The organism is Streptomyces sp. R44 (assembly GCF_041053105.1).
Lineage (GTDB): Bacteria > Actinomycetota > Actinomycetes > Streptomycetales > Streptomycetaceae > Streptomyces.
This window is the reverse complement of sequence record NZ_CP163444.1, coordinates 379,272-405,961: the sequence shown is the minus strand read 5'-3', so window position 1 is coordinate 405,961 and position 26,690 is coordinate 379,272. Positions and strand designations below refer to the sequence as shown.

Here is a 26,690-nt window from a genome sequence, read left to right as displayed (position 1 = left end):
GGTGGAGCGCGACCATGATGGGGCATGAGCGCTCTACGCGTATAGACCGCACCAACTGAACTACAGGGGCGGGGTGTTGGCTGAAGCCCCGTCACAGGGGGAAGTGAAGAAGGACTCTGAGAGAGCGCCGGCCCTTTACCGGTCACCGGCCTGTCGGTGGAGGGGGACGGATCTGGCTGCTCATGCCGGGATCAGTCGCCGGTGAGCCCCCAGAAGCACAGCCCTGCCGGGCGGCCCTCGGTGCCGTAGACGATCGTGCAGCAGCCGGAGCCACGATCGACCGGCGGGAACCATCCGTCACCGGCCCGTTTCAGGGACTGCTCGACAACCTCCCGCCCCGGCTGCGCCGTCCCGAAGAGCTCGACGACTTCCGCCGCTTCGATCACCCTCACGTCGCCGGGCTCCTCCATGTCCTCCTCACAGCGGACCACGCGCTCGACGTCCAGCACCGAATGCGCCGGCTCCTCCACCAACCATCCGCTCGCCATCAGCTCGGCCAGCGTCTCGACGCCCAATTCCCGGTAGTACTCGGCGTCCCGGGCGAAGACCGTCTCGCGGAGATCGTCCAGCGCGTCCTGCTCGCTCTGCCGGAAGGGTGTGAAGTACGACCATCTGCTTGCTCCCATGTCTGCGAACCCTACTGATGGCCTCGGACAGAGACCTTGGTCGCTACGGTTTCGGGCGAGCGGCCGGCCGACCACGGAGACCAGGTGGGTGCCGGCGTCGATGCGAAGATCGGTCCGAGACGGCCGATGATGCGGTCCGCCTCCGACCTCGACACCCCGAACCGTGGTGCGAGCTGCCGCAGGGTCAGGTGGATGGCACGCGGGCTCAGCCCGGAAAGGGGAGGGTGACCGGCACGGCTCCGATGCCGTGATCACACCATTCCCGGCGGGATCACTCCACTGCTTCAGATTCCTCCTGCTCGAACGCGATGCGGCACCGTTCCACCTGGTCGGCCACCTGCTCCAATGAACCAGCGCATGACCTCGTAGAGGACAACGCGCTCGTCAGGGCTGTAGACGCGGACGGTCGGTCGCAGAACCGGGGTCCTCGTCCGGACAAGCGCTACCTGCTTGTTCTCGCAGCTCCCATGGCACGCCAGCAGACGGAGCCGGTGCGGGTGTAGGCCGCCGGGGTAGCCGCCGTCGGCCGAGACGAGCTCCAGCAGGTGGTGCGCAGCGGCCACCTGGGCGAGCAGCCCCTCAGCGGCGGTGCGGTCGCCGATGTCCGCGACGGCGACCGTACGGCCAGCAGCGTGCCGACCGAGCGTGCCGACCACGACGTGCCGCCTACGGTCGTTGACCAGCTTGCCGCCGTCGAAGCCGCGGCTGCTGGATCCGGCGACGACGTCCGCCGCCTCGACTGACGGCGAGTCGATCACGCCCGCCCCTCGGCTCGGTGTCCCGCCCCGCCCGCCCTCTCGCGCACCCGCGAGCGCTGCCGGTTCGTGGAACTCCTTGATCAGGACAGGGTCTCGTCGGCGGCGGAAGGTCCGCCGACAGCGCCCGCCACTTGATTCCGTTGCCGACCAGGTAGCGGATCGTGTTCAGCACTGATCACACGATCGAGATGCCCGTCCGATCGGCAGCCGCCCGGATCGTTGCGAGAACAGGCGGCGCACCGCAACGCACCTCACCGTAGCCCTCCGGCCCGGCTGACACTCACGGTCCGGCCTCCCCCGCGCGGGGGAAGCCGGATGATCCATGGGTTGGATGCGATCAGCGCGGATGACGCGGAATCGTGGAGCGTCGCCAGTCCGGATGTACGGGGGTCACGATGGTTGTTCCTGCGAACTCGGAGATAGGTGGCGTTCCCGAGCCACCGACCGCAAGCCCGGAGCGGATGTTGTGGTGGCGGCGGTGGCCTGTGTGGGCGCCCGTGGCGGGCGCATTCTGGGGCGTGTTGTACGCCGCTGTCGAGGTCACCTGGGCCGTGACGGGCACCACCGTGCCATGGAAGGAGCACTCCGCGTACGCGCCGGGCGTCCAGCTCTTCCTGGCTGCCCTCGCGCTCCTGGCCGGCGTCGCCTGCCTGGGCAGCACCCGAACTCTCGCCAAGCTCGGCCAGGTTGCGGTGGCGACGACGCTGATCGTGGCGCTCCCGGTGTTCGTCGTGGGGATGATCGGGCTGCCGATCCACTTCGTGACCATCGTGACGCTCTCGGGGATCCAGAGCGTCACCGGGCTGGCCCAGGTGCTGTTGAACACGGCCGGTGCCGCCCTCCTGCTCCTCGTCGGTCTGTCGTACCGCCGACGGCTGCGCGGCGACTGCCCGCGGTGCGGGCGGCAGCACGCCAGCGCGGCCGCCGGCCCGCTTGCCCACCCAGCCGCCTCCCGGGCCCCGAGGCGGACCCGCGTCGCGGCCTACCTGCTCATGTGCGGACTCCTGCCCTGGGCGGGAACCAAGACCATCTGGACGCTGGGCGGCGACGCGCTCGGCGTCGCGGGCGATGACTGGCAGAAGATGTCGGTCGCCGGCGCCTCGGGGCCGTCGAAGGCAACCGCGTCGGCGGGGATCGACGTGACCGTGCTGGCCGCGATGGTCGGGATCTTCCTGCTGCTGGGGCTGCTGTACGTGTGGGGGCAGGTGTTCCCCCGCTGGACGCTGTTCCTGTCCGGACGACGGGTCCCGCGTCTGCTGCCCTTGATCCCAGCCTGGCTGACTGGTGTCCCGCTGGCGATGTACGGGGCCGCCCTCCTCGTCATGGCCCCGCTCATGGCTGCCGGTGTGCTGCCCGAGATCAAGCCGGACCCGCCGTTCACCACCAGCTCGGGGGTCACCTGGTTTGCCGAGTTCGGCGGCCTGGCATTCGGTGGTCTGGGCATCGGCCTCATCGTGGCCGCCCGCTCCTATGCCGCCCGCACCCACGCCGTCTGTGCCGACGCCACGGCAGCGGACAGGCCCAAGTAGCGGGAAGCCGGAACGCCGGCTTCCCGCTGGCGGGCAAGGAGTGGCCGCGAGGGTTCCTGGTCGAAGCGGCGCACAAGAACCCTCGTCTGACCAGCAAGATCCACCTCGTCTGCGACGGCCGGGACCGGCCGCACGCGTTCCCGCTCACGGGCGGGAACGTGAACGGCTGCACCCGGTTCGAAGCGGTCATGGAGCGGAACCGGATCGACCATCCGGGGCTGGTCCGGCCCCGGACCCGGCCCGACCGCGTCGTCGCCGTCACGGGCTACTCCACCCGCAAGATCCGCGCCTACCTGCGGCGAACGCGGCATCGCCTGCACCCGCTGCCGCCTCGACAAGGCCGTCTGCCGGCGCCGCCGCCAAGTGGTCGAACGCTGCTTCAGCCGGCTCAAGCAGAACCGGGCCCCGGCCACCCGCTACGACAATGCCCCGCCCCATTACCAAGCCATCGTCACCCGCCCTTGCCTCCGACAAGGTTCTGTCCGTAGTAGGGCTATGGCACGATGCGGCGATGATCACCTCGCCCATTCCGCCCATTCCGCCCGTTGTTCCCGCAGGCCACATGGCCACCATGGAACAACCAGTGCTCGCTCTGCCCAGCGGTCTGGAGCTACGCCCTTGGCATGTCGAAGACGCCGACGCTCTGGTAGCCGCTGCCCAGGAACCGGCCATCCGTCAGTGGAACCGGCTCGTCGTGACGTCACAGGAGGAAGCGCGCAAGCGGATCGAACGCATGCGCGAGCGCTGGGTGAACGAGCAAAGCGCGATATGGGCCATCGCCCGGCCCGGCGGTGGCCAGGCGGTGGGGCTGATCGGCTGGGGCGATATCGACCTCAGTGGCGGCAGCGCCGAAATCATGTACTGGATCCTGCCGGCAGGACGCGGGCGGGGCGCCATGGTCGAGGCTACGAAGCGCGTCAGTCAGTGGGCGTTTGACGACCTTGGGCTGCACCGGCTTCGGCTGTGCCACGCGGTAGCCAACTCGGCATCGTGCCGCGTAGCTGCGAAGGCCGGCTACTCCCTCGAAGGCACGATGCGCAGCGCCCTGCTGCACGAAGACGGATGGCACGACGAGCACCTGCACGCCCTGGTCCAGGGTGACATCTGATCCTGCGACGGTCGTTGGGCCGCGGTCAGTGGATGCCGTTCTCGCTTCGGACGCGGGCGGCTCGCGTTGTTGGGCGGCATAGCCGATGCCTTTGGGTCTGTGGGTGTCGACGTACACATGAAAGTGCTCAACGAGGTACGGCGCTACGTACCCATCCCGCGCACTCCGGGCTGGCTCTTCAGGGCGCGTCGGAGAAGCGCACGCGCACTGCGAGGAGGTCACCCGACGGATCCAGATCGGCGATCACCGGGAAGTATCCGTCGCCCCAGGTCGTCATCGCGCACAGCACTCGGGCATCACCGAGGTCCACGGATCCGGCCTCGACGTGCGAAGCACGTACCTCGCGCATGATCTGCCAGTGATGGGAGTGAGGCCGGAAGTCCACCGCCATGCGCCGTCCGGTCTCGTCCTTCCATCTCAACAGAGCGCGTGCCCTGTCCATGGCCTCCGAGACGGGCAGGCCAGTCCACCCGCGAACACCATCCTCGCCAGGCTCGCCCAGTTCGGGTGCGGCAAACGTCGCGGCCGCCTCGTCTGCCGCGGCACCCCAGAACGCCACATCGGCCAGGCCGTCCACCGGCTCATCGTGCTGCCAGATGTTCAAGGCGTCGACATCACCGAAAAGCACACGTGCCCAGTCCACGCCGATGTCACCCAGGGAAACCGATGACGTCACCCGGCCCTCACCCATCCGGATCGAGATCTCGGACCAGCGTTCCCCGACACCGTCGCCGTGGTCGACTCGTGTAGCCAGCACGGGCAGGTGCCGGCCTCGGGGTACGCCGCCTACCGCAACGACGGGAACCCCGAACATCAAAAAGCTGCCACCGCCCTCTGCGCCCGTCCGGCGGGCCCTTTGGGCATGGGACTCCCGAACCGGCAGGGACTCCAGCCGGGCGTCGAGGCCGGCAGACCGGCGGTGACTGTTGAACGCCGTCTCGAACTCGGCAGCCTTCGAGGCCGGGATGTCATGGAGCCTGGAGCCCGGCTGCCGGCCAAAGGTCCGGACGGCTTCGGAAGCGTCCGGCCCGGTGACCATGAAGTCAACGGCGCCCGTGACGTCGGCGGCCATGGCAGCGTCCTCGATACCCAAGGAAGCAGGATCGATGTCCGCCGGCGACCGGTCCCCGCTCCACAACCCCAGGTGACCACCGTCAATGAGCACCAGGGTGCCGGACGGGCACATGATGGTCCCCAGCTCGAACGTCTCTTCCATGGCGCGTGAGTCTATGGCCCGCCGGCAAGCCGTCCGCAGGCGGATGGCTCCGCTGTCGGACGGCCACTGGGACTCTGCATTGCACAGCACAGGTGTGCACGTTTCCGCGTACCGCCCTGTGCACTTTCACGCGAACGCCGACAGTGGGTGGTTGATGCCCCACGGCGAACGTGCGGTCGGGACGCTCATTGCCGCCGTACTCAATCGGGGCCGGCCTGGCGTCGAAGGCCGGGTCCGGGACTCCCTCCCACAACGACTCAGCCCTCAACACCCCGCCCCTTCAGGGAAAATGCCCGGAATCGGAGACCTCTGCAACACGCTTGAGACGGTGTCTCACGTGGCGGTCTTGCCCGCTGCAGGGTCGGGGGCGCTCAAGGGGGACAGCCTGTCAGGCCGGCCAGCTGAGGCGGCCGTCCACGATGGCCGGGAGAGACGTGGGCATCTCGTCGGTGACTCAGGCGAACTCTAGGGCTGCGAGCGTGGATCCCCGGTCCGTCCAGACGAGGATCTCGCCGACGTAGGCGCCGGACGGGTCATGGACGTGCGCGTCTACTGGTACGAGCTCTTTCGGCAGTGCTGCATGCTCGCGAGGTTCCCGGACCTGCAGGTCGACGCTCACGGAGTCGGGCCCCCAGACGGCGATCACCTCGGTGCGGTCCAGCTGACTCCGCAGTTGAGACGCGCCGACGAACCCTGCTGACAGGATGTGTTCAAGCACTGCGCGCTCGTCGGGGTTCAACGGGCGCGGGTCGATGGAATGAGGAGCCATGCGCCCATTCTGAGGTGGCGGGGCAATCAGCCCAACGCCTCCACCGACCGTCTCCGGGGGCAACCGGCAGCGGCATCGTGATCGTTCATGGGTGGGGGCTGTCGCAGCGGCTTGTACCGGATGATCTGTGGGACCTGGTTGAGCCCGTACTGCCGTCCTTCCACTCGCGCCCGCAGGGCGATGGCACCGCGCCGATTGACCAACGTGCCGTGTTCACGGCCGTCGTGTACGTGCTGACCAGCGGGTGCGCGTGGCGGTATCTGCCACCGGCGTTCGGAGTATCACCGGCGACGACTCACCGTAGGTGTTCCGTCTGGACCGCATCCGGAGTGTGGCGTCGGCTGCACTCGCGTGGTTCTGGACGAGACAGGAGCCCGAGGTGGACTCGACTGGAGCTCCGTGATCGCCGATGCCGCCTCGGTGCGTGCGAACAGGGGGGTTCGCTGACGGAGCCGAATCCGGTCGACCGAGGCAAAGCGGGCAGCAAACTGCATGTTCTGACTGACAGGCAGGGACTGCCCGTTGTCGTCGGGGCGTCCGCCGCGAACGACAACGACGTCCAAGCGCTCCGCCCGCTCATCCTCGGGATCCCGGCCACTCGTTCACGCCGCGGTCCACGGCGGCGACACCCCAACAAGGTCCGGGCGGACAAGGCGTACCACTCGGCCGGCAACCTGGCGTGGCTACGCGAACGCAACATCACTCCACGGATCGCCCGGCCAGGCGTGGAGTCCTCCGAACGCCTCGGAAGACACCGGTGGAAGATCGAGAGATCGATCTCCTGGCTCTTCGGATGCCGCCGCCTGACCGTCCGCTATGAACGCAAGGGCAGTCACTTCCTCGCCTTCCTCGTGCTTGCCGCAGCCATAGCCTGCTACAAGAAGCTCGCCAAGATCACGACGTGAGACACCGTCTTAGACGAGCTAACACAAAGGCGGGCACAGGCTCCTTCGGGTGGGGGGCGGCCACAGGACCTGAGCGAAAAGCGGTCGCGTTACCGACAGGTGCGCCGTAGCGTGCGCGCGTGAACGTTGAAGATCCAAAGGAAGTGGTCCGGCGCGGGTATGACGTGTTGTCGGAGCGCTACGAGCGGGCATTTGGCAGCGAGACGAAATACGCTTCGTGGATCAAAGAGTTGCTGGGTCGGCTCCCTAAGGCAGGCACTGTCCTGGACATCGGGTGCGGCACCGGGGTTCCCGTAGCTCGGTCCCTGGTCGCTGCGGGTCACCGCGTGACGGGCGTCGACATCAGTGGGGTTCAGATCCACAGGGCCACGGAGCTTGTGCCGGGCGCCGACTTCATCCGGGCTGATGCCACGACCTTGGAGCTCCCCCAGGCCCGTTTCGACGCCGTCGTCTGCCTGTATGCCCTGATCCATGTTCCGGTGGAGGAACAGCCGGCCCTGCTGGAGCGGATCGCTTCCTGGCTCCGGCCGGGAGGCTGGTTCTTGAGCACCACAGGGCATCGGGCTTGGACCGGGACCGATGAGAACTGGCTCGGGGGCGGGGCCGCAATGTGGTGGAGTCACGCCGACGCCGCTACGAACCGCGCATGGCTCGTGCAAGCCGGCTTCGACGTGGTCCGCGAGGAGTTCGTACCCGAAGGCGACAGCGGCCATGTCCTGTTCTGGGCTCGGCGCTCTGAGGCATGACAGCGACAGACTGAATGAAGTGCGGCGGCGACACCGGGCCCCCGTCCGGGGGAGGCTCCGGGGCGGTGATCAGGGGTTCGGGCCTCCGCTCTGGATGCTCAGCACGCGCCGGTAGGTGATGACACAGCAGGCCAGCTTGAGGAAGGCTTCATGTATGTCGTCCCGGATGTCCCAGCGGATCCGTAGACGGCGGAAGCCGTGGATCCACGCGTTCGTCCGTTCGACGACCCACCGGATTGTGCCGAGCCCGGACCCATGAGGCACGCCACCTCGGGCGATGACTGGCTTGATCCCGCGCTTCCACAGCGGGCGTCTGTACTTGTCGTAGTCGTAGCCCCGGTCGGCGTAGAGCCGGTCCGGGAAATGCCTTGGCCGACCTCGCTTGCCGCGGATGTGAGGAATGGCGTCGACCAGCGGCAGCAGTTGGGTGACGTCGTGGCGGTTGCCGCCGGTCAGCGTAATCGCCAGTGGCGTTCCGCGGCCGTCAGTGATCACGTGGTGCTTCGAGCAGGGTCGGGCGCGGTCGACCGGGCTCGGCCCCGTTTTGGAGCCGCCCCGAGGGCCACCGCCCGCCACGCCAGCCGGGCCCGCACGTCCCTGACCTGCCACGTCGAGGTCGTCATGAACTGCTGCAACTGCTGGTGATCGACACCGAGCCGTTCAGCCATCGGCTGCATCGACTTCCTGCGGCCGTCCAGCAGCAGCCCCCGCAGATATAACGCACCCTTCCCCCGCTGGTCCCGACGCACCAACGGCGCCAACACCTCCGCCGCGAACTCCACCAACCGGCCCCGCACCGCGGCAAGCTCCCCAGCCCCCATACAGCCAGCGAACTACCACCCACCCACCACGACAAGACCACCTACTGAGGCTGAACTCGTGGTGTCGTTGCCCTGTCGCGTGAAGGTGGACCGTTCTCGCCGAAGATTGACTGCTGCGGTGCGGTCACAACGAAGCTTGATCGAGATGTCCGGCTGGGAGTCTGGTGCCGTGGAAGACTTCACAGAGCAAGAGCTTCGCCACTCGATTGCTGAAGCCGACTCTCCGGCCTGGCGCGTCAGGGCAGCTGCAGGGCGACGGCTGGCGGCGGCGCCTCGGATCGAGAGCGTCGCCGGTGTCCTGCACCGTCTCCTCCTGGATGCTCAGGACACCGGAGTGACCTCCGAGACTGCTGCGGCTCTGTTGGCTCGGAGGGATCTGGCCGGCCTGCGTGCCGTGCTCGCGGCCCGTGCGGTGGCGTCTGACGAAGGGACGGCTGATCAGCTCGCTGCGGAACTCGACTGTGACCCACGCTGGGCGACCGGAGAGGGCGGCGTCGAGCTGATCACGCAACTGCGAACGTTGACGTCGGATTCAGACCCAGAGGTCCGCAACGAGGCCCTGTTGCGGCTTTCGCGCCTGCGCTGATCAGGCGGGTGGCCAGTGGCCCATCTTGGTCGTTCAGTGGGACAGGACCGTCGTGTCGTTGCTCATCTGGGTCGGATGGTCAGGCCCGTCTCTGCGAGGCAGCCGTCTATGAGGTCGCTGCGGTACTGGATGTGCCGTAAGCCGCGTCGAATGCGCTGGACGAGGTGTTCGGGGGTGCTGAAGGCGACGTTGGAGAGCCAGCCGCGTCGCAGTAGGGACCAGATCCCTTCGACGGGGTTGAGGTCGGGTGCGTAGGGCGGCAGGTAGTAGATCGTCAGCCAGTCCCGGGAAGCGGCGAACTCCCGCAGGCCGGCGGCCTTGTGGACGTGCAGGTTGTCACAGACGAGCACGATAGGGCCGCCGAGCTGCTGGTGGGCGGCGATCAGCAGGTCCCGGTAGTCGCGCCAGGAGAAGCTCTTGCGTCCGTCGCGCCGGCCGTCGTCCCGGCGTGGCCGGTAGATCAGCCTCGACCGGTGGCCGGGTTTATAGCAGGTCAGCGCGGCGATCGACACTCGCCTGCGGGACCGGCCGCGGACTCGCACCACCGGGGTCCGGCCGAGCTGTGACCAGGTCTTCGCGTGCGGCGGCGTCATGGAGAATCCAGCTTCGTCCTCGAAGACGAGCCAGGCTCCACGGGCCGCCGCGAGACTTCCGCGCAGGGCCACACCTCCTTGACCCACCCGGCCACCGCCTCGTCGTCCCGCTCCATCGCGCGTCGGGCCGGGACCTGACAGGACCAGCCGTTACGTACCAGCAGCTTGCGCACGCCCTGGATCGTGTAGGTCAGGTGGAAACGCCGGCCGATCACCGTCTTCACGCGGCTCAGGGTCCAGCGCTGGTCTTCCCAGCCGTGCGCGGTCGGCCCCTTGGCCAGCTCCGCCTCCAGGTGGGCGAACTGCTTCTCGCTCAGTCTCGACAGCGATGCGGGACCCTGTGACCGCAGGGCACGCGGACCGCCCTCATCCCACGTCCGCCGCCATCGCTGCACCGAGCGGACGCTGACCCGCAGGTCCTTGGCGATCACGGAGCTCGCCTCGCCCCGGGCGAACCGCTCCGCTGCCTGGAGCCGTAACCCCTCGCGGAACTGCTGTCGTTCGGCGGTCAGCCCGCCCCCTTGTGGATACCGCATGCCCTCGGTGATGGCGCAGTGAACCGCCAGCCGTCAGCCCCTGCGACACCACGAGTTCAACCTCAGTAACAGCACTATTAGGGCCTGCCGCTTTGATCGGACTTTAAGAGCGCCCAGCACGCCACCGGATACCGAGCCGGCACGAGCCCAGGTCCCGCTCGGCATCGTCTCGGTCGGGGCCAAGCGGCACGATTCCCCGCTGCTCGTACCCGCCCTGAAGGTCGCCGAGGAACAGGTCGGCGAGCTGCCCGACCGGGTCAACGTGAACCTGGACCGCGGCTACGACAGCGACAAGACCCGGCCTGCGCTTGGTGAGTTGGGCTTTGCTGGCGAGATCGCCCGCAAGGCATCCCCGCCCGATCCAGGCCGGCGAGAGGTGGGTGGTGGAGCGGAGCCACGCATGGATGAACGGCTTCGGCAAGTTGCGGCGCTGTACCGAGAAGCGCAGCCGCGTCGTGGACTTCTACCTCTACCTCTACGTCGCCGCGACTCTCGTCAGGCTCCGCATGCTCATCCACGCTCGACGAGCCGCTACCGCTGGGACGGCCGCCCCACCACCCGATGCCTCAAGTGACCCATCTGCCGGACGGTCGGTCTCAGCCCCAGTCCTGCAGCTGCTGGAGCAGGTCGGCGTCGCCCTCGATCCGCAGCGAGCCGGCCGGGATGCGCATGTACATGAGCAGGGCCATCTCGCTCGCCGTGCCGTAGATGGCGGCGGTGGGCTTGGTCTCGGCGGTCTCCGCCGCGGTGAGGCGGGTGAAGCGGGAACCGGCGGTGTCCACCGTCTGGCGCCAGGAGCCGGCCTCGGCTGCGTGGTAGTCCATGGTTGCGGGCTCGCCCGGCCACGGGACCGTGACGGTGCAGACGGTGGCGAGGAACTCCTCGATGGCGTCGACCGCCTCGGTCGTCGGCAGCTCCTGCGGCGTACCGGAGGCCAGCTGGGCGTCGTAGGTGTGGATCAGCGACTCCGGGACGCGGCGGCGGGCCACGGCGGCCGCCGTGTGCGGCGAGGCCAGCGGCTCCCACCAGGCCCAGCAGCCCCGGTCCGGGCCGGCCTCGCGCAGAGCAGTGAGCAGCTGCTCCGTCGAGTCGGCCAGCCAGGTTATGAGGGCCTTGCGCTCCCTGGGCGCCGCCAGCCCGTCCTTGCTCGGCCGCTCGTCGCCCGGCGCGGTGTTCAGCACGATGTGGGCCCAGAAGCGGTCCCCCTCACTGAGGTGGTTCGCCAGGTCGTACAGCGTCCAGCCCGGGCAGGACGGGACGTCGGCGTCGAGGCTGGGGGCCGCGGCGACGGTGGCGCGGAACGCGGCGGACCGCTCGTCAATCATCCGCAGCAGAGTGGGGAAGTAGAGATGATCAGTCACGCAGACCTTGTATCACCCGGACCGGGACTCTCGCACTCGATTAAGACCGCTCAGCACGCCTACTGCCGGGCGCTCTGAGGACGCCATTCCTCGCGGTAGTCCGGATGCTCTGCATAGGACTGCGCGAGCACGCGGAGCGTGTAGGTGAGGCCGGCGAAACGAGGGTCTGTGGGGTCCATGGCCGCGCACTTCTGTACAAGCATGCTGATCAGGTCGAGCATCGGCAGGTGACTGTCGAGGATGGCCTCGCCACCGAAACGGTAGGCCACCTCGGCATAGGCATGGTTGTCCGCCTCGTTCCGGGCGTGAAGGAACTTCAGAAGGTCGTCCATAGGATGATCCTCGCGCGCTGATGGCGCAGCCGGAAGCCCCGCGCCGGCGACGACGACGGCCGACTTGGTCGGACGGCTGGGGAATGACTGCGCGGATACCGCGTCGACGAAGACGGCTCTGGATCGTGCGGGACGAGTAGGCCCGATCGCCGAGGACCTCCTGCGGCCGGGTTCTCGGCCTTTCGGGTCCGCTTCGCGGAATACGGATACCGGCCGCCCATGTCGAGCCCGAGGGCCCGGTCTCGGACGGTCCCGGGGAGGCTGCACCACCACATTCACCTGGTCCGCGTACAGGGACAGCGACCGTTCTCTTTGCTGGTCACCGCAGGTCGGCGTGGCGACAGGGCGTACTCCTCCCGCACCAACCGGGCCTGTCCGCGGGAGCCGCGGGATCCGGTGCACGATTCCGGAGCCTTCCGACCCGGCCGCCGACCGCAGGCGCCGAGGGGAAGGCCGGCAGACGACCTCTGGCCTTCGACCGCGAGGCCAACAAGGCACGGCACGCGGTCGAACGCGGTATCAACCGACTCGAGCGCTACCGTGCGGTGGTCATGCGGTTCGACAAACTCGCGGTCCGCTTCGAAGCCACCGTCCAAATCGCCGCGATCAACGAATGGCTGTGGCCTGATCCTCCTCGTTCGGGCCGAACCTACGATGTCGCCATGACGATCTCTGGGCAGCAGCCGCTGATACGCGTCCTGTACGACGAGTCCCGCAGTGACCTGCGGGTTCCGGATCGTCCGCGACCCGTCCGTATCTACCTGTGGGAACCCGACCACCCGCCGGCTCCCCCCGCTCCACTGGTCGTCGTCTCTCACGGCACCGGAGGTTCCGGCAGCAGGATGGAGTGGTTGGCAGGGCCGCTCCGCGAGGCAGGATTCCGCGTCGTGGCCCTGGACCACCACGGCAACAACTTCATCGACGGCTACGAGCCGGAAGGCTTTCTGTATGTGTGGGAACGGCCTCGCGACGTTTCCTTCGTCCTCGACGTGCTTGCTCGCGAGCAGCCCCTGGGGCCGGTTGGTGCCGCGGGCTTCTCCCTGGGCGGATATACGGCGGTGGCTCTCGCCGGTGTTCGTGTCGATCCGCAGATTCTCTGGGCGGTGATGACGGGGGCGGTTCCCCTGCCGGAGATTCCTGAGTTCCCCGGCGCGCTGGAGCAGCTGCGGAAGAAGTATCCGCTGGACGAGTCGCTGCGGCACGTACTCAACGGCGCCGGGGCAGATCTCTCGGATCCCCGAGTCAGGGCGGTCTTCCAAGTGGCCCCCGGAGTGGGCGGTCTCGTGACCCGAGAGAGCCTGGAAACCGTGCAGGTGCCGGTAGGCATCCGCTGGGGTGGAGCGGACACGGTCAACCCCTACGAGGTCGACACCCGGCCGTACCTGGACCACATCCCGAGGGCAAGTGGCTGCTCAGTCGGCCCCGACGTCCGCCACGAAGACTTCTTCATGCCGGAACCTGCCAACTCGGCCGTCCGCGTACAGGTGGGCAGAGAAGCCGCCGCCTTCTTCGAGCAGCACTTGCCTGAACCTCGATACGTTAGGGATGGGTGGGAACCGCCGTGTTGAGCGTCGTCGCGGCGATGAGGGGCGGCGGACAACGGTGCCCATGGTCCATGAGGGGGGTCGTCGGGTAGGAGCCGACCGTGGTGGGGCTCCAGCCGCCTCCTAGAGGACCCGCGTGATCAACGTGCTTCCCGGAGCATGCGAAGGACAGCGAACGCGCCCTGGACGAACACGGGGACGAACCCCAGAAGGTGGGCCGTCCAGGCCAGTTGCGGGCCGGCCCCGCCCCGTCTCACGTCCTGGCGGTCGCCGCGTCGATGACCTCGTCCAGGACGTCACGGGAGCGGACGAGGTCGAGGATCATGCGGTCGATGCGCTCGCGCTCGACGACCAGCTCCTCGACCAGCTCGCCGGTGGTGAGTTCGGTCGGGCCGCCGTCCACGTCCCGCATGCACGGGAGCAGCAGCGCGATCTTCTTGCTGCCCAGGCCCGCCGCGTACAGGGCCTGGATGCGGATGACCCGGTCGACCGCCCACTCTCCGAAGGCCCGGTGGCCGCCGGGGGTGCGCTCGGACTGCAGCAGGCCCTGCTGCTCGTAGTACCGCAGGGAGCGCTCGCTCACTCCCGAGCGTCGTGACAGCTCGCCGATCCGCATCGTCCGCTCCGCTCCGCTTCCCACGTTCCACTTGAATCTGACACCGGTGTCAAGATCTACGGTACCGGCATGACGAACAACGCGAGCGAATCCCGCCTCTTCGAAGCCACCAACCTCGGCCCCCTCTCCCTCCCCAACCGGCTGGTCATGGCCCCGCTGACGCGCAACCGCGCCGACGCCGACGGTGTGCCGACCTCGCTCATGGCCACGTACTACGCGCAGCGCGCCTCCGCGGGCCTGATCATCGCCGAGGCCACCACGCCGAACGCCGTCGGTCAGACCTACGCCCACATCCCCGCGCTCCACACCTCCGCCCACGTGGCGGGATGGCGCGAGGTCACCGACGCCGTACGGGACGCCGGCGGGCGGATGTTCGTGCAGATCCAGCACGGCGGGCGGGTCGGCCACCCGGACACCAGCGGTCACGTCCCCGTCGCTCCCTCGCCCGTGGCGCTCCCCGAGGAGATCCACACCACCGGCGGGCGCCGTCAGTCCGTCGTCCCCCGCGAGCTGACGGTCGACGAGATCCACTCGACCGTGGCCGACTTCGCCGCCGCCGCACGGCGGGCCGTGGACGCGGGCTTCGAGGGGGTCGAGGTGCACGCCGCCAACGGCTACCTGATCCACCAGTTCCTCGCGAAGAACACCAACCAGCGCACCGACGAGTACGGCGGTCCGGTCGAGCACCGGATCCGGTTCGCGGTCGAGGTGATCCAGGCCGTCGCGGACGCGATAGGCCCCGAGCGGGTCGGGGTACGGATCTCCCCGGGAGTCGGCGTCAACGGCATCGAGGAAGGCGACACCGACAGCATCTACCCGGCCCTCGTCGCCGCTCTGGCCGAAAGGGGTCTCGCCTACCTGCACGTCGTGTTCGCCGACCCGGACCAGCCGCTGTTCCAGGAGATCCGCAAGGCCTGGCCGGGCTCGCTGATCGCCAACCCCGTCCTCGGGTGGGGAGGACCGCTGCCCGCCGACGGCGGCCGCGGGGCCGGTGAGCGGCTGCTCGCCGCCGGAGCCGACCTGATCTCCCTGGGCCGCAGCTTCCTGGCCAACCCGGATCTGGTCGAGCGCCTTCGCGTCGGAGCGCCGCTCAACGCCGTACGGGACCAGTACCTGATGTACACGGGCGGGGCGACGGGCTACACCGACTACCCGACGCTGCGCGAGCCCGCACTCGCGGCGGCCTCCTGAGGTCCCTGAGGTCCCTGAGGTTCCTGAGGCTGAGGTCCCTGAGGATGGATGCGTGTGCGTGGCACCAGCACGGGGCCAGGCTCGCCTGCGATCGTCAACTCCGCAGATGTGAGGCTCCGTTGAGGTCGAGGATCGTGCCCGAGGACCATTCGGCGGCGGGGGAGGCCAGCCAGAGCACCGCCCCCGCGATCTCCTCGGCCGAGCCCACCCGGCCGAACGGACTCTGCTCCCGGATCGCCTCGCCCTCGGGCCCCTCCAGGCGCGGCGCCACGCGCTCGGTTGCGAAGAAACCTGGGGCGACCGAGGCGACGGCGATCCCGTAAGGGGCGAGCGAGACCGCGAGCGACTGACCCAGCGCGTGCACGGCGGCCTTCGTCGCCCCGTACGCCGGATGGTCGGGCTCACCGCGGAAGGCGCCCCGGGAGCCGATGTTCACGATCCGGCCTCCCGTGCCCTGCTCGATCATGAGCCGGGCGGCGCGATGGCTCAGGTTGGCCGTGGCGAGCAGGTTCACCGCGACATGCTGCTGCCAGACGGCCGCCCACTCCTCGTACGAGGTCTCCGCCAGAGGGTGGCGGATGTTCACCGCCGCGTTGTTCACGAGTACGTCGATCCCGCCGAGCGCCTCCGCAGCCTTGTCGACGACGGCAGCCGCTCCCGCCGGGTTCGCGAGGTCGCCGCCGACCCGTACATGCCCCGTGCCGGTGAGGGACTCCCACGTCACGCGTGCCTCATCGGCGCGTGAGCCGAAGTGCACGGCGACCCGGTCGCCGTTGGCCGCGAACGCCTGGGCCACCGCGCGCCCGAGGCCGCGCGACGCGCCACTGACGAGGACGCGCCTGCCGGATGAAGGCAGATTCATGAGGATTCCTTTCGAACAGCAGCGAACGGGGAGACCGTAGCGTCCCGGCCGCCCCGCCGAGCACGCGGCCACCGGCGCGGCCCTCCCGCGGGACGGCGTCGGCCGCAGCTCGTCAGCCCCTTGTCGCCCACTGGTGGGCACTGCCTTGGTGGACGGCCGCGTAGATCCGGTCGCGCAGTCCGTTGGCGGCGTCGTCGGTGAGGGTGCGGTCCAGGTGCCGCAGGACCACCTTCAGGAGGACGTTCTTCTGGTCGGGCCGGGCCCCGAGCCGTGCCAGCGCCTGCGGAGGGAGCTCCGTGCATGCCGTCTCGGCGAGGATCTCGACCGTCTCCACACAGTCGGCGTCCTCTCCCAGGGCGTCGCGGACCCGGTCACCGAGGTCTTCGGCCAGGTCGTCGGGGTCGACGGCGACGGAGAGGTCGCGGCGGATCGCGGGCATGGGGGACACCGGACGGTACGGAGCGAGGTCGGTCATCTGCGCGGCCACGGACCGGTCGGCCGAGCGCAGGACGCGGATGTCCGGGATGCCCTTGAGCAGCATCAGCATCCGGTCCAGTCCCATGCCGAGCGCGAGGCCGCTCCAGGAGGCGTCGAGGCCGGCACGTTCCAGAACATGAGGGTGCGCCAGGCCGCATTCGGCAACCTCGATCCACTCGCCGTCGCGGTGCACGTCCACCTGCCGGCCGGAGAGGGTGTACGGGTGGACGCGGTCCTCCTGGCGGTGCTCAGCGCCGGGGAGGATGTCTTCGACGAGGGTCGTGACCATGTCGTCGAGGTCGTCCGTGGACAGGGGGGCCGGGCGGCGGGTGACCCGCCACAGGTCGAGCTGGTGAGGGGTTCCGGTGTGCAGGCGGTCGATGCTGTCGCGACGGTAGACCAATCCGGGGCACACGAGGAGCACGTCGTCGGCGGGGTCCGCGGCCAGAGCGCGCAGCGCGGCCGGGACCAGCGCGCTGGAGTGGCTGCGCAGCATGGTCCGGTCGTCGACGTAGCGGGTGTAACGGGTGTCGCGGGTGATGTCGTCGAGGCGGTAGCCGAGGTGGTCGTAGTTGTCCTCGACAGTGACCGTCCGCTCACCGCGGCACCAGCGGACTTCGCAGCCCCAACGGTTCGCCAGTGCGCCGACGGCGTCATCGAGGACGAGTTGGAGGGCATGTGGTCCGGCGACCGGGTCGGTGAGGTCCCGGATGGACAGGTCACGGGCGAGCTGTTCAGCGGAAAGGCGAGCGGGCATGTCGGCCTCCTGGCCAAGAGCAGAGACGGGGCTTCACACCCCCCAGCCCCTGGGCTCGGCCGCTCGACGGGGTCGTCCGACTCAGCTCTGGAGACGTGGCGAAGTCCGACCCCTGCGGCGCCCTTCGGGGGCCAGGGGGCCGGTAAATCGGCGAGAGATCGCTACGACGGCCACACCGGGACCGTAGCGCGGCGGGGCGCGGGGCGTCCTCCTGTTTTCGGGCGGGCGGCCCGAGGCCCCGGGCAGTTCGTCGTCCGCTCGTGCGCGACCTCGGACAACACGTGCCCGAACTGCACCAACGGCTTCCAGTCGAACTGCCTGCACCGCGTGTTCATGAGTACGTGCCAGGCGGAGTACGTACGCATCCCCGACGCCCAGGGCACTCTGGTCGCCACTGACGAGGTGCCGGAAGAGGAGCTCTGGCCCGGTCTGCTGGCCGTATCCGACGTGATGGGAACCGGCTGGTGGGCCGCCGACGCCGCCGAGGTGACCCCCGGCTCGACCGCCGTGGTGGTCGGCGACGGGGCGGTGCGCCCGTGTGCGCTGATCGCGGCAATGGAGAGGGGCGCGGAACGGATCACCGCCATGTCCCGCCACGAGTCCCGGCAGAAGCCGGCGCGAGAGTTCGGCGCGACCGCCTTCGTCGCCGAGCGCGGTGAGGAGGGCGTCGCCCGGATCAAGGAGCCGACCGGCGGGATCGGCGCCGACGCGGTGCTGGAGTGCGTCGGCACCGCCGAGGCGATGGGGCAGGCGCTGCACGCGGCCCGGCCCGGCGCGAACGTCGGCTTCGTCGGCGTTCCGCACCTCCTCAAGCCCTGACCTGCCACCACCCTGCTGCCGCATGTCGGGCGGCGGGGTGCGCTGCCTCCGGGGCCCCCTTCGGTCACCCGCCGGGGCCGGAGTGCCCCCGTGGACATCCGGGTCACCCTCGACGGCAGGACTGTCGACGCCACCTTGAACTACAACCCCGCCGCGTACGACCTCGCCGACCTGCTTCCGCTCACCCTGAACCGGAACGACTTCCACGGCACGGAGCGGATCGCCGACCACCACCCGCGCAAGCTGATCACCGCCGACGCGCACGACCGACCCCGGCCAGGGTCGGCGACAACGCCTACTCCGCACCCCTGGGGCAACCTGGCCCTCGTCGAAAATGAGGGTCCGATCGGCGCGGTCTGAGACATCATCACGGGATGATCGGCAGACGGATCACCTATCGCATCGCGGACGGCGTCCGCATACCCGGAACCTGGCGGCACGCGTTCATCCGCAACGGCAACTACTTCCTCACCGACCTGTTCATCTACGCCGACGGGCTCATCGACTGTTGGGGCCTGGTCACCATCGAGGAGTTCGAGGAGAAGCTCCGGACCGGCTGGGTGGCCACGACCCTCCCGGACGGTGCCCAGGCATCGGCGTACGAGATGGCGAGCTGGAAGTTCAGCGAGCCGCGGAGTTGGCTCACCCCCGAGCTGGTGGTCGCCGAAGTCCGCGACAGCATCGACCAGTTGAACGGGAGGCCCGACTCGACCGGACGCTGCCTGGCCGCTGTCGACGCCTTCCTCGCCGATCGGACGGAGGAGAACCGGGCCGTGGCCCACGCCGCGTTCCTGGCCATCCCGGTCTCCCAACGCCACTACGCGCTGGGAGACATGGACAACAAGGACTGGCCGCTGCGTGTACTCGTGGCAGGGCCCGGAGGCCGGACGTACGTGCCGAGTGATCCGCCGGTCTCACAGGAGGCCCACGACCGGGCCCTTGCGTACTTCGAGGAGCGTGCCAGCTGGAGTGCGAAGCGAGACGCGCAGGTCCCGGCAGACGGACCGGCAGCCCCGCACGCCCCGGCGATCCAGCTCTACCACTCGTATCCGAGGGAGCCGCTGCCCGACCCCGGCCACCTCGGACTGCGCAACGACTACCCCGCACCCCTCACCGTCGGGGAGATGGACTACCCCTCCGTCACCCACGCCTACTGGGCCCTGTCGGTGGCCCAGCCGGAGGTCCGCGCCGAGATCACGGCAGCGGACACCGCCGCTGCGGCACGCGAGCTCGCGGCCGGTGCACCTCGCCGTGAGGGCTGGGAGCATGCGCGCACCGCCGTCATGACCAGCCTGCTCCGCGCCAAGTACGAGCAGCATCCCGAGCTGGCCGAAGTCCTGCTGGCGACGGACGACGCCACCTTGATCTACGACGACATGGACTCGGACTTCTGGGGCGAGAACGCCGGCCGAGGACGCAACTGGACGGGCCGTCTGCTCGAACTCGTGCGCTCCGAACTGCACATGCGGCGAAACGAGATCCCCGGGCTGTGATCGAACCAGGCGGGCGACCTCCGAGGACGCCGGTCACCCCTCGAACTTCTCGCCCATACCGTGGTCCTGGGCGACGAGGTGACCTGGGGTTTCGACAAGCTCGACAGCGCGGCCGCCCCGGAATCCGCGATCTCACACTCACGCCGCATCGTCACTCTGTGAATGGATTCGATTACGGATGGCTAGAATCGCCGGCGCAGCCGCAGTCGCGCGGCGGATAGAGGCAGGGGGCAGCCCAATGGCCATCATCGTTACCTTCGAATTCCCTGACGCCGGACAGGAGCTCTACGACGCAGTCATTGATCGTGTGACCGATGGGCAGGGCTTCACGCGGTTCGCGGACCTGCCGAATACAGGTCTCATTTCCCACGCGGCGGGGCCGGTAGACGGCGGGTTCCGCGTGACCGAGGTCTGGGAGAGCGCGGAGGCCCTGGAAACCCACGCGAAGACGTTCGGCCCGATCCTGGCGGACCTCGGCCATGCCGACATCCAGCCCTCGATCATTCCTGCGCACAACGTCGTCGTCCGATAGGGAGAGTCGAGGCTACGCCTGACTTTCTCTGTTCGCCCCGGACCCGCCAAGTCCGGGGCATCGCGCTGTGGGCCGTGGGTTTTCGACGGCGCCGGGGGCGTGTTGATGGGGTGCCGCTGCGTCCGAGGTCGGACGAGATGAGGGACTCGGTCGACTCGGGTGCCAGCCATTTCGTCGTGGAGCGGAGTCGTCCTTCATGACGCCGACCACCTCCACCGTGACGAGGTGGTCCTGCAGGCGGATTTCTGCTCGGATTGGCACGTCCGCCCGGTCGCAACGGATGCGGAAGTGTGACGTGGCCCTGCTGGGGACGGTCTGACAAGTCCCGTCGGATCAGCAAACGCAGACAGTTCGGAGGTGCGCCGACCACCCGGGTATCGCGGTGCAGGACCTACGAACGGCGGGCCAGCAAGTGCGCGTCGAGGAAGCCCCGTTCGGAGGCCGGATCGTGGAGCAGCCGGGCGAAGGGAACAAGCCCGGCATTGGCCAGCAGTTCGGCGAGGCGGTCCGCCGGCCAGCTGTAGGCAGGTGCCACCTTGTGGTCGAACCGGATCGGCTCCGGTCCATCGGTCCCGAAGAAGGAGACCAGGAGGAGGCCCCCAGGCGCCAGGACGCGTACCTGCTCGGCGAGCAGCTCCGGCAGTTCCTCCGGAGGGGTGTGGATCATCGAGTAGTGGGCCAGTACGCCGCCGAGCGCGCCGTCCTCGATCGGCAGGGACTCCATCCGCGCCTCCTGGAAGCGCAGCGCCGGATGGGCCCGCCGGGCGTGGTCGACCATGCCGGGGGAGAGGTCGAGTCCGAAGGCGTCCAGGCCCAGTTCGTGCAGCATGGCCGTCAGATGTCCGGGCCCGCACCCGACGTCCGCTGCCCGCGGGTTGCCCGTGGCGCGCACCAGTTCGGCGAAGGTGCCGATCATGGCCCGGGCGAACGGCTGTGTCTCCAGCCGGTCTGCGAACAGTGATGCGTACAGCTCGACGACTCCGTCGTAGGCCGCCCTGGTCTCTTCCTGATGGTTCGCCACAGGCAGGACTCTATCGCCGGTCCGATAAGTGATCCCTGGGGCAGGGGCTCTCCTTGGCGCGACCGTGTTGTCGGGCAGCATGGGGCGATGCACTTTGATCAGTCGCTGCCTCGCGAGGTGAAAGTCATCGATTCGGCCTCCCTGTTCAGGCTGGAGGATCGGGCGTGTGACCTCGGCCTGAGTCAGCGTCTGGACCCAGCGTGGGTGCGAGCGACTGCGGCGCCCGATGGAACCCACTACCTGCGGCCGGCCCTGTGGCACAGCCTGTCCCACCGCCCGGACGTGCCGCGCCAGCTGCGGTGCGAACTGTTGATCACTCTGCGTCCGGGAGACCGCGTGCTCAGCCTGCTGGACGTGCTGCCCGAAGACTTCATCTCGCTGCAGAGGGTGACCTCGCGCGAAGAAGGCATGCGGGTCGGCCACCTCCTTGCCCAAGTCCCTTCGGTGAGGGAATGGCTGCTGAAGGAGAGTGGGGGCTCGGACTTGCTGTGAGGCCGTCGCCACCAGATGAGCGCGCATCCCAGGGAGAGGAAGGCTTCGTGGATGTCGTCGCGGATCGCCCGGAGGCTCCGCAGGCGGCAGGACCGGTTCGGCTGGGCGAAGGCACGCTCGGCAACCCAGCGTTGAGTGCGGAGTCCGGGGACGTCGTGGGTGCCGCGTGGTGCGTGGCGCGATCAGTGGCTGCATACCGAGCGCGCGGACGAGGCGGCGGTACTTGTCGTGGTCCTAGCCGCGACCACCGAGTACGACGCCGGGGCGGCGCAGGGCCGGCCACGCGGGTCCCGAACGGATGGCACTGCCCGAAGCAGTGGGACGAGCGGTGTGACGTCATTGCGGTCGGCGGGCCGAATCCCTCGTCGCTACAGACCTGTCGACGCTCACGTGGTTCCCCCTCAGAGGCCGTTCGACAGTTTCGCGCTGTGCGTCCCGATGGTCAGACGGGGGCGTCATCATGAAGCCATGACCGTGCCCAGTCTTGCGCAGCGGCTCGCCCACCACATTCAGCACCTTCTGGGCGATGGCCCGTTTCCCCAGCCCGGTGGATGGAGCCACATGGGTGCTGTCATCTGCGACGTCAGTTTCCAGCCCCGGTGCAACTACGAGACGACCCTCCGGCCACGGCTTCTCACGCTGCAAGCGATCTGGCCGGACGCGAGAACAGTCCGCGGGTTCCAGAGCCGGCTCGCCACAGAGGACCTTGCCGTCGCCATGAAGTTCAACCACGCCCGGAAGGTCGCGACGGCTCACGCCATTACCGACTTCCTGGTTGCCCACGGGGTCGACACCCGCGACGACCTCCACGCGTGGCTCGACCAGCAAGCCAATCGCGCTGCTCTGCGTACGGTGAAGGGCGTAGGCCCGAAGAGCGTCGACTACATCGGGAACCTTGTCGGTCGTTCGCAGATAGCCGTCGACGTACATCTGCGCGCCTTTGCTGCAGACGCCGGCGTTTCGGATCTCCCCTACGAGCGACTGCGCGCAGTGTACGAGGAAGCGGCCGCGCTTCTCGGTCACGACAGGGGTGGACTGGAGCATGCCATTTGGCGGTCCAGGTCGGGGGCCGTGTAGTCACCGCTTGGGCAGCCCATTGCTCCGTCGAACGAAGAGGAGGGGAGGGCGGGGGTGTGGGTGGTGAATTACGTGACGTCCACAAGGTCGATCCAGCGGGCGAGCCGGTGGTCGCTAACGAGTGCCTCCGTGCGAGGCCGAAAAGATCATTCATCCCCGCCGGCTGGCAGTGGCCGACACGGCCGTGGCCGGGCGCCCGGCTGATTCGTCGGAGATTGTTGACGCGTCGGAAAATCCCGACGTATTGTTTCGGCATGCCTACCGACGTGTTCAGCGTGCTGGCGAACCCGGTGCGTCGCCGGCTGCTCGAGCATCTGCGTGAGGGACCTCGCTCCACGGGCGAGCTGGCCGCCATGTTCGAGCTCGGGCGGCCCGCGGTCTCCGAGCACCTGGCGGTGCTCCGTACCGCCGGGCTGGTGCTCGAGGAGCGCCGCGGCCGGCACCGCTTCTACCGCCTGCAACCGGCGAGGCTGGCTGAGGTGAGTGAGTGGCTGCACCCGTTCGAGCACTACTGGAGGCAGCGCCTGGACGCGCTGGCCGATCTCCTGGACGAGGAAACGAAAGATGACCGAGAACAACACGATCACCTGTGAGAAGTTCCTGCCCCACCCGCCGGCGGCGGTGTGGAAGGCCCTGACCGATCCCGACCTCCACGCCCGTTGGTGGGCCGCGGGCGACATCAAGCCCGTCGTCGGGCACCGCTTCACCCTCGACATGGGCAACTTCGGCAGCCAGCCCTGCGAGGTGACCGAGGTCGACGAGCAGCGCCTCCTGGCCTACCGGTTCGCGGAGGGCACGCTCGACACCACCATCACCTGGACGCTCCAGCCGGCAGGCGAAGGTACCCGCCTCGTCCTCACGCATGCGGGCTTCGACCTAGACTCCCCGATGGGTCGCCAGGCCTACGACGGCATGGGCAAGGGCTGGCCGCACGTCCTGGACCGCCTCGACTCGGCCCTGGGCGAGACTGCCTGACTGCGACCGTCCCGCGCGCAGACCCGCCGGCCCGCGAGGAATCACGTCAACTGCGCGCGGGCCTTGGGCCGTGGGGACGGGGGAGGGACCGCCTAGAACCAAGGGCGGGCGTCATGTGTGGGCAGCGGACGCAGTTTCGGCCAGCGTGCGAGCAGGCGGTCGGCGAGGGCGGAGCTGAGGCGGCCGAGGGCGTGCAGGTGATCGTGGTCGCGGGTCATGTCGGCGACCACGCCCAAGCGGTGGACGAGCCGCTCGCGGGCGGAGACGTAGCCCCACTCGAAGTCCTCGGCGGCCACCCGGGCGAGCTGGTCGACCGTCCCGCGGTGGGCGCGCTCCACGAGCGCGTCGCCCTGGATCAGCCAGCCTGCGCAAGCGTCGGCGAGGTCACCCGGCACGTCCTTCCCGGTGAGGCCGCGCCAGGTGGTCCGGTAGATGTCCTCGACCTCCGTGAGTGGGGCCGCGGTGACCGACATGGCGCACCAGCAGGTGGGGAAGCCGATGCGGAAGTAGGCGAGTTCGATCAGGCCGTTGCCGAGCGAGGCCCGCTCGAAGTCGACGAAGCGGACGCCGTCGGCGGTGCGCAGATCATTGCCGGGGCAGGGGTCACCGTGCAGGAGCGCGTGATGCGGGGTGGGGTCCAACCGCTCCAGGAGACCGGCGAGTTCCTGCGGAACTGCGGACGGTACGGGCACGTCGAGCGCCCTGGCCAGGGCGAGGAAGGACTCCGCGTCGGTGGCCGTGGGCCCCGACCAGACCGGTAGTGCGCCCGCGTCGGTGGGCCCCGTCAGGGCGTGCAGCCGGGCCAGCGACTCGGCGTACCCGGGCATCCAGTCGTCCGTCCTGCCGAGGTCGTCCACGTGCTCGAGGACCATCACCCGCGAGGACGCGTCCGTGGCGAGCACCGCGGGGGCCACCGCGGGCCCGGAGGCCCGCCCCGCCAGACGCAGCCCGGCGACCTCCCGCGCGAAGCGCGCATGCGCGTCTGCGCCCGTGTCCCCGCCGTCCCTGATCTGCTTGACGATCACCAGCCGCCGGTCGGCCAGCCGCACCCGCCACACCCGTGACCGCGGACTGCTGTCCAGGAGCTCGGTCCGCTTGGGGGTGCCCACGGTGGAGAGCAGCGCCGCATTGAACGGAACACGGTTCAGCATGCCGACGAGCGTAGCCGTGACTTCGCGCGCGCGAGCGCCTTGGCCCAGCCGAAGTCCTCTTCCGGGCCGTTCTGTAACTGCTGCCGGGGTGGGGTGCCGGGTGGCCAGGCAGAAACGCGGGACGACCGTCGGCTGTCGGGGTCCTGAAGGTGTTGTCGGAGGAGTGGTTCGTCGGTCTGCTCCTGCCATTCGCCGTGAACGGAGTCAAGCACCCGTGGTCCTCCTTTGGTTGCGGAGTGGACAGGATCGGCCGCGGTCGGTCAGGCCGGCATCGCTCTCGGCCCTCCAGCGGTGGACCCATGTGTGAGCCGTGGGCGCCGTGGGCCTGCCCGGGACCTGTCACTTATCGGTCAGTGGCTGATCGGCGCCCTTACGGGCCAGCCCCCCGCCCTTGATCCTTCTGTGCTGGACCAGAGGGAGGGCCATGGCGGCGGCACGGAAGCGGCGGGTATCGGCGGCGCGCAAGCGCCGACGGCAGCGACTCAAGGTCGGCGGCGCGATCGCCGGGGGCGTGAGCGTCTTTGCGGTGGTCTTCTGGAGCGTGCTCTGGCCTTATCTCATTGGGGCGTTGGTGGTGGGTGGTGCGGCCATTGGTGGATGGTGGCTGTGGCGTACCGACCGGTCCGTGAGGGGCGCGGACCGGCGCTGGCGGTATGACGAGGCCGTGCAGGCCGGACGCCGGACGCTCGCCGAAGTGGACGCAATGACAGGAACGGAGTTCGAGGACTACATCGTGGACTTGTGTCGGCGGGACGGGTGCACCGACGTGCGCCGGGTCGGCGGCTCTCACGACAACGGCGCCGACGTCCTGGGGAACCTTCCCGATGGGCGCAGCATGGTGATCCAGTGCAAGCGATACACGCCCAAGAGCAAGATCCCCAGCCGGGAGGTGCGTGACCTGCTCGGAGCGAAGGTGCACTTCAAGGTCGACGTGGCGATCTTCGTGGCCACGACGTACTTCAGCGGGCCGGCCGAGAGGTTCGCCAAGGAGAACGACATGCTCGCCGTCCACCGCGACCACCTGGGGCTGTGGAACAACGGGGCCTCGCTGCTCTCGCTCGGCGCGGTGAACGGTCTGGGGCAGGGCGATCGGCGGCATCGGGAGCGCTGGAAGGAGACGTACGAGTGAGGGCGTGTCCCGGGACGCGGAGCGATGGGGCTTCAGGGACGTGGTTGAGGAACTAAGGACCTGTGCGGGCGATCATCGGGGCGGCGCGGCCGACAAGACACTCTCACAACAGTGATCGCCCCCCGCTATGCGGGGCGAAGAACGGGATCGATCTTTGCCAGGCTGCCATGCAGCCGACGGGCCCCGCGGGCAACGCGATCGTCGGCGTCGCCCGACATCTCCTCGCAGAGTCGTAGCGCCTCGTCCAGGTCGTCCGAGAAGATGCTGAAGACATCGACGACTGCGGTATGGATCCAATCGGCATGGTTGTCATTGGCGACTGCCAGTGCGGACGCGACTATCGCCAGTCCGGGCTTGTCCTTTCGCCGAAGCAAGGCCTCCGCGGTCCGCCGGGTGACGAAGGTGTCACCGGAATCGAGCACAAGCCCCAGCAGCGGCTCTACGGCCTCCGGCATCTCGGCGAACCCTGCCAGGCTATGACCGGCATCCGCCCGGTCACGCCAGTCATCGCTTCGCCCGAGTTCGCCAAGCGTCACGACGACCGCACGCCGCAGGTCACTGTCCACGGTCCGCCCACCTCTCCCACGATTCCGGTCGAAGTATTGCCGAGGCGCTCTACCGGATGATCGACCGGACAGGACCTAGTGCCGCATCAGGCAACGTTCGCC

The 26,690-nt window shown here is 68.9% G+C and carries 29 protein-coding genes and 8 pseudogenes; 18 read left to right on the top strand and 19 right to left on the bottom strand.

The annotated features are described in order from the left end of the window. Positions 1 to 191 precede the first annotated feature (191 nt). From AB5J54_RS02085 to AB5J54_RS02075, 3 genes and pseudogenes are all read right to left on the bottom strand, one after another. Complete coding sequence (locus tag AB5J54_RS02085; protein ID WP_369142120.1) at positions 192 to 626, bottom strand: hypothetical protein; 435 nt, start codon at positions 624 to 626, stop codon at positions 192 to 194. Between the two features lie 101 nt (positions 627 to 727). Then, positions 728 to 914 (bottom strand): annotated as a pseudogene (locus AB5J54_RS02080) (hypothetical protein); the annotation flags it as partial. Continuing rightward, entirely contained in the window at positions 911 to 1,384 is a 474-nt protein-coding gene (locus tag AB5J54_RS02075) for a transposase (protein WP_369142119.1), read from the bottom strand. The gene AB5J54_RS02075 and the pseudogene AB5J54_RS02080, both read right to left, overlap by 4 nt. A 518-nt stretch (positions 1,385 to 1,902) precedes the next feature. Between AB5J54_RS02075 and AB5J54_RS02070 the strand changes: the two genes are divergently transcribed. The 3 genes and pseudogenes from AB5J54_RS02070 to AB5J54_RS02060 all read left to right on the top strand — a co-directional run bounded on the left by AB5J54_RS02070 (position 1,903) and on the right by AB5J54_RS02060 (position 4,021). Continuing rightward, a complete protein-coding gene (locus AB5J54_RS02070) occupies positions 1,903 to 2,913 on the top strand; it encodes a hypothetical protein (protein ID WP_369142118.1) in 1,011 nt (336 codons plus the stop codon). Between the two features lie 86 nt (positions 2,914 to 2,999). After that, positions 3,000 to 3,384, top strand: a pseudogene (locus AB5J54_RS02065) (transposase); the annotation flags it as partial. A 40-nt stretch (positions 3,385 to 3,424) separates the two neighbouring features. After that, on the top strand, positions 3,425 to 4,021 hold the full coding sequence (locus AB5J54_RS02060; RefSeq protein WP_369142117.1) for a GNAT family N-acetyltransferase: 597 nt from the start codon (positions 3,425 to 3,427) through the stop codon (positions 4,019 to 4,021). Positions 4,022 to 4,199: 178 nt separating this feature from the next. Here AB5J54_RS02060 and AB5J54_RS02055 read toward each other — a convergent pair whose 3' ends face one another. Both AB5J54_RS02055 and AB5J54_RS02050 read right to left on the bottom strand, forming a co-directional pair. After that, entirely contained in the window at positions 4,200 to 5,237 is a 1,038-nt protein-coding gene (locus AB5J54_RS02055; protein WP_369142116.1) for a hypothetical protein, read from the bottom strand. A gap of 454 nt (positions 5,238 to 5,691) precedes the next feature. Then, entirely contained in the window at positions 5,692 to 6,006 is a 315-nt protein-coding gene (locus AB5J54_RS02050) for a hypothetical protein (protein ID WP_369142115.1), read from the bottom strand. Between the two features lie 14 nt (positions 6,007 to 6,020). On the opposite strand from AB5J54_RS02050, the gene AB5J54_RS02045 reads away from it, so the two are divergent. Beyond that, positions 6,021 to 6,911: an IS5 family transposase gene (locus AB5J54_RS02045; protein ID WP_369142114.1), complete on the top strand. Its 891-nt coding sequence runs from the start codon at positions 6,021 to 6,023 to the stop codon at positions 6,909 to 6,911. A 119-nt stretch (positions 6,912 to 7,030) separates the two neighbouring features. Continuing rightward, the gene (locus tag AB5J54_RS02040) at positions 7,031 to 7,657 is read left to right on the top strand and encodes a class I SAM-dependent methyltransferase (protein ID WP_369142113.1); all 627 of its coding nucleotides are present in this window, start codon (positions 7,031 to 7,033) and stop codon (positions 7,655 to 7,657) included. Positions 7,658 to 7,726: 69 nt separating this feature from the next. Here the strand turns inward: AB5J54_RS02040 and AB5J54_RS02035 are convergent. Beyond that, positions 7,727 to 8,209: pseudogene (locus AB5J54_RS02035) on the bottom strand (IS5 family transposase); the annotation flags it as partial. Positions 8,210 to 8,271: 62 nt separating this feature from the next. Then, positions 8,272 to 8,478 (bottom strand): annotated as a pseudogene (locus tag AB5J54_RS02030) (transposase); the annotation flags it as partial. 136 nt (positions 8,479 to 8,614) lie between these two features. On the opposite strand from AB5J54_RS02030, the gene AB5J54_RS02025 reads away from it, so the two are divergent. Continuing rightward, positions 8,615 to 9,064 carry a hypothetical protein gene (locus AB5J54_RS02025; RefSeq protein ID WP_198942295.1) on the top strand — a complete coding sequence of 150 codons (450 nt, stop codon included), beginning with the start codon at positions 8,615 to 8,617 and terminating at the stop codon, positions 9,062 to 9,064. A 62-nt stretch (positions 9,065 to 9,126) separates the two neighbouring features. Here AB5J54_RS02025 and AB5J54_RS02020 read toward each other — a convergent pair whose 3' ends face one another. Beyond that, complete coding sequence (locus AB5J54_RS02020) at positions 9,127 to 9,657, bottom strand: transposase (RefSeq protein WP_369142112.1); 531 nt, start codon at positions 9,655 to 9,657, stop codon at positions 9,127 to 9,129. After that, positions 9,654 to 10,193, bottom strand: coding sequence for a winged helix-turn-helix domain-containing protein (locus AB5J54_RS02015; protein ID WP_369142111.1), 540 nt, complete (start codon positions 10,191 to 10,193; stop codon positions 9,654 to 9,656). Before AB5J54_RS02015 ends, AB5J54_RS02020 begins: the two co-directional genes overlap by 4 nt. A 151-nt stretch (positions 10,194 to 10,344) precedes the next feature. Here AB5J54_RS02015 and AB5J54_RS02010 point away from each other — a divergent pair. Continuing rightward, positions 10,345 to 10,767, top strand: a pseudogene (locus AB5J54_RS02010) (IS5/IS1182 family transposase); the annotation flags it as partial. 22 nt (positions 10,768 to 10,789) lie between these two features. On the opposite strand, the gene AB5J54_RS02005 reads toward AB5J54_RS02010, so the two are convergent. The 3 genes and pseudogenes from AB5J54_RS02005 to AB5J54_RS01995 all read right to left on the bottom strand — a co-directional run. Next, the gene (locus AB5J54_RS02005; protein WP_369142110.1) at positions 10,790 to 11,554 is read right to left on the bottom strand and encodes a maleylpyruvate isomerase family mycothiol-dependent enzyme; all 765 of its coding nucleotides are present in this window, start codon (positions 11,552 to 11,554) and stop codon (positions 10,790 to 10,792) included. Positions 11,555 to 11,613: 59 nt separating this feature from the next. Next, positions 11,614 to 11,886: a DUF6221 family protein gene (locus AB5J54_RS02000; RefSeq protein WP_369142109.1), complete on the bottom strand. Its 273-nt coding sequence runs from the start codon at positions 11,884 to 11,886 to the stop codon at positions 11,614 to 11,616. Positions 11,887 to 11,950: 64 nt separating this feature from the next. Next, positions 11,951 to 12,091 (bottom strand): annotated as a pseudogene (locus tag AB5J54_RS01995) (IS5/IS1182 family transposase); the annotation flags it as partial. Positions 12,092 to 12,437: 346 nt separating this feature from the next. On the opposite strand from AB5J54_RS01995, the gene AB5J54_RS01990 reads away from it, so the two are divergent. Continuing rightward, positions 12,438 to 13,454 (top strand): alpha/beta hydrolase family protein, encoded by a 1,017-nt coding sequence (locus AB5J54_RS01990; protein WP_369142108.1) that lies wholly within the window; start codon positions 12,438 to 12,440, stop codon positions 13,452 to 13,454. Between the two features lie 229 nt (positions 13,455 to 13,683). Here the strand turns inward: AB5J54_RS01990 and AB5J54_RS01985 are convergent, their stop codons facing one another. Further along, positions 13,684 to 14,046, bottom strand: coding sequence for a MerR family transcriptional regulator (locus tag AB5J54_RS01985; RefSeq protein ID WP_369149186.1), 363 nt, complete (start codon positions 14,044 to 14,046; stop codon positions 13,684 to 13,686). Between the two features lie 69 nt (positions 14,047 to 14,115). Here AB5J54_RS01985 and AB5J54_RS01980 point away from each other — a divergent pair, with 69 nt between their 5' ends. After that, positions 14,116 to 15,237 carry an alkene reductase gene (locus AB5J54_RS01980; RefSeq protein ID WP_369142107.1) on the top strand — a complete coding sequence of 374 codons (1,122 nt, stop codon included), beginning with the start codon at positions 14,116 to 14,118 and terminating at the stop codon, positions 15,235 to 15,237. A gap of 94 nt (positions 15,238 to 15,331) precedes the next feature. Here the strand turns inward: AB5J54_RS01980 and AB5J54_RS01975 are convergent, their stop codons facing one another. Next, the gene (locus tag AB5J54_RS01975) at positions 15,332 to 16,099 is read right to left on the bottom strand and encodes an SDR family NAD(P)-dependent oxidoreductase (protein WP_369142106.1); all 768 of its coding nucleotides are present in this window, start codon (positions 16,097 to 16,099) and stop codon (positions 15,332 to 15,334) included. 112 nt (positions 16,100 to 16,211) lie between these two features. Beyond that, positions 16,212 to 17,333, bottom strand: coding sequence for a hypothetical protein (locus AB5J54_RS01970; protein WP_369142105.1), 1,122 nt, complete (start codon positions 17,331 to 17,333; stop codon positions 16,212 to 16,214). 237 nt (positions 17,334 to 17,570) lie between these two features. Here AB5J54_RS01970 and AB5J54_RS01965 point away from each other — a divergent pair. From AB5J54_RS01965 to AB5J54_RS01950, 4 genes and pseudogenes are all read left to right on the top strand, one after another. Then, a pseudogene (locus tag AB5J54_RS01965) lies at positions 17,571 to 18,137 on the top strand (zinc-binding dehydrogenase); the annotation flags it as partial. 105 nt (positions 18,138 to 18,242) lie between these two features. Then, complete coding sequence (locus AB5J54_RS01960; RefSeq protein ID WP_369142104.1) at positions 18,243 to 18,512, top strand: cyclophilin-like fold protein; 270 nt, start codon at positions 18,243 to 18,245, stop codon at positions 18,510 to 18,512. Positions 18,513 to 18,526: 14 nt separating this feature from the next. Then, entirely contained in the window at positions 18,527 to 19,645 is a 1,119-nt protein-coding gene (locus tag AB5J54_RS01955; RefSeq protein WP_369142103.1) for an NADAR family protein, read from the top strand. A 238-nt stretch (positions 19,646 to 19,883) separates the two neighbouring features. Further along, positions 19,884 to 20,177, top strand: a complete 294-nt coding sequence (locus AB5J54_RS01950; protein WP_369142102.1) for a hypothetical protein — start codon at positions 19,884 to 19,886, stop codon at positions 20,175 to 20,177. Positions 20,178 to 20,568: 391 nt separating this feature from the next. Here the strand turns inward: AB5J54_RS01950 and AB5J54_RS01945 are convergent, their stop codons facing one another. Further along, a complete protein-coding gene (locus tag AB5J54_RS01945) occupies positions 20,569 to 21,198 on the bottom strand; it encodes a class I SAM-dependent methyltransferase (protein ID WP_369142101.1) in 630 nt (209 codons plus the stop codon). Between the two features lie 87 nt (positions 21,199 to 21,285). Between AB5J54_RS01945 and AB5J54_RS01940 the strand changes: the two genes are divergently transcribed. From AB5J54_RS01940 to AB5J54_RS01925, 4 genes are all read left to right on the top strand, one after another. Beyond that, positions 21,286 to 21,690, top strand: coding sequence for a hypothetical protein (locus AB5J54_RS01940; RefSeq protein ID WP_369142100.1), 405 nt, complete (start codon positions 21,286 to 21,288; stop codon positions 21,688 to 21,690). Positions 21,691 to 22,251: 561 nt separating this feature from the next. Next, positions 22,252 to 22,767, top strand: coding sequence for a hypothetical protein (locus AB5J54_RS01935; protein WP_369142099.1), 516 nt, complete (start codon positions 22,252 to 22,254; stop codon positions 22,765 to 22,767). 254 nt (positions 22,768 to 23,021) lie between these two features. After that, entirely contained in the window at positions 23,022 to 23,360 is a 339-nt protein-coding gene (locus AB5J54_RS01930) for an ArsR/SmtB family transcription factor (protein ID WP_369142097.1), read from the top strand. Continuing rightward, the gene (locus AB5J54_RS01925; protein WP_369142096.1) at positions 23,332 to 23,742 is read left to right on the top strand and encodes an SRPBCC domain-containing protein; all 411 of its coding nucleotides are present in this window, start codon (positions 23,332 to 23,334) and stop codon (positions 23,740 to 23,742) included. Before AB5J54_RS01930 ends, AB5J54_RS01925 begins: the two co-directional genes overlap by 29 nt. 92 nt (positions 23,743 to 23,834) lie before the next feature. On the opposite strand, the gene AB5J54_RS01920 is transcribed toward AB5J54_RS01925, so the two are convergent. Then, positions 23,835 to 24,893, bottom strand: coding sequence for a phosphotransferase (locus AB5J54_RS01920; RefSeq protein WP_369142095.1), 1,059 nt, complete (start codon positions 24,891 to 24,893; stop codon positions 23,835 to 23,837). Positions 24,894 to 25,097: 204 nt separating this feature from the next. Then, a pseudogene (locus tag AB5J54_RS01915) lies at positions 25,098 to 25,193 on the bottom strand (hypothetical protein); the annotation flags it as partial. 124 nt (positions 25,194 to 25,317) lie between these two features. Between AB5J54_RS01915 and AB5J54_RS01910 the strand changes: the two are divergent. Further along, the gene (locus tag AB5J54_RS01910; RefSeq protein ID WP_369142094.1) at positions 25,318 to 26,022 is read left to right on the top strand and encodes a restriction endonuclease; all 705 of its coding nucleotides are present in this window, start codon (positions 25,318 to 25,320) and stop codon (positions 26,020 to 26,022) included. Positions 26,023 to 26,147: 125 nt separating this feature from the next. Here the strand turns inward: AB5J54_RS01910 and AB5J54_RS01905 are convergent, their stop codons facing one another. Continuing rightward, positions 26,148 to 26,588: a hypothetical protein gene (locus tag AB5J54_RS01905; RefSeq protein ID WP_369142093.1), complete on the bottom strand. Its 441-nt coding sequence runs from the start codon at positions 26,586 to 26,588 to the stop codon at positions 26,148 to 26,150. Between the last annotated feature and the right edge of the window lie 102 nt (positions 26,589 to 26,690).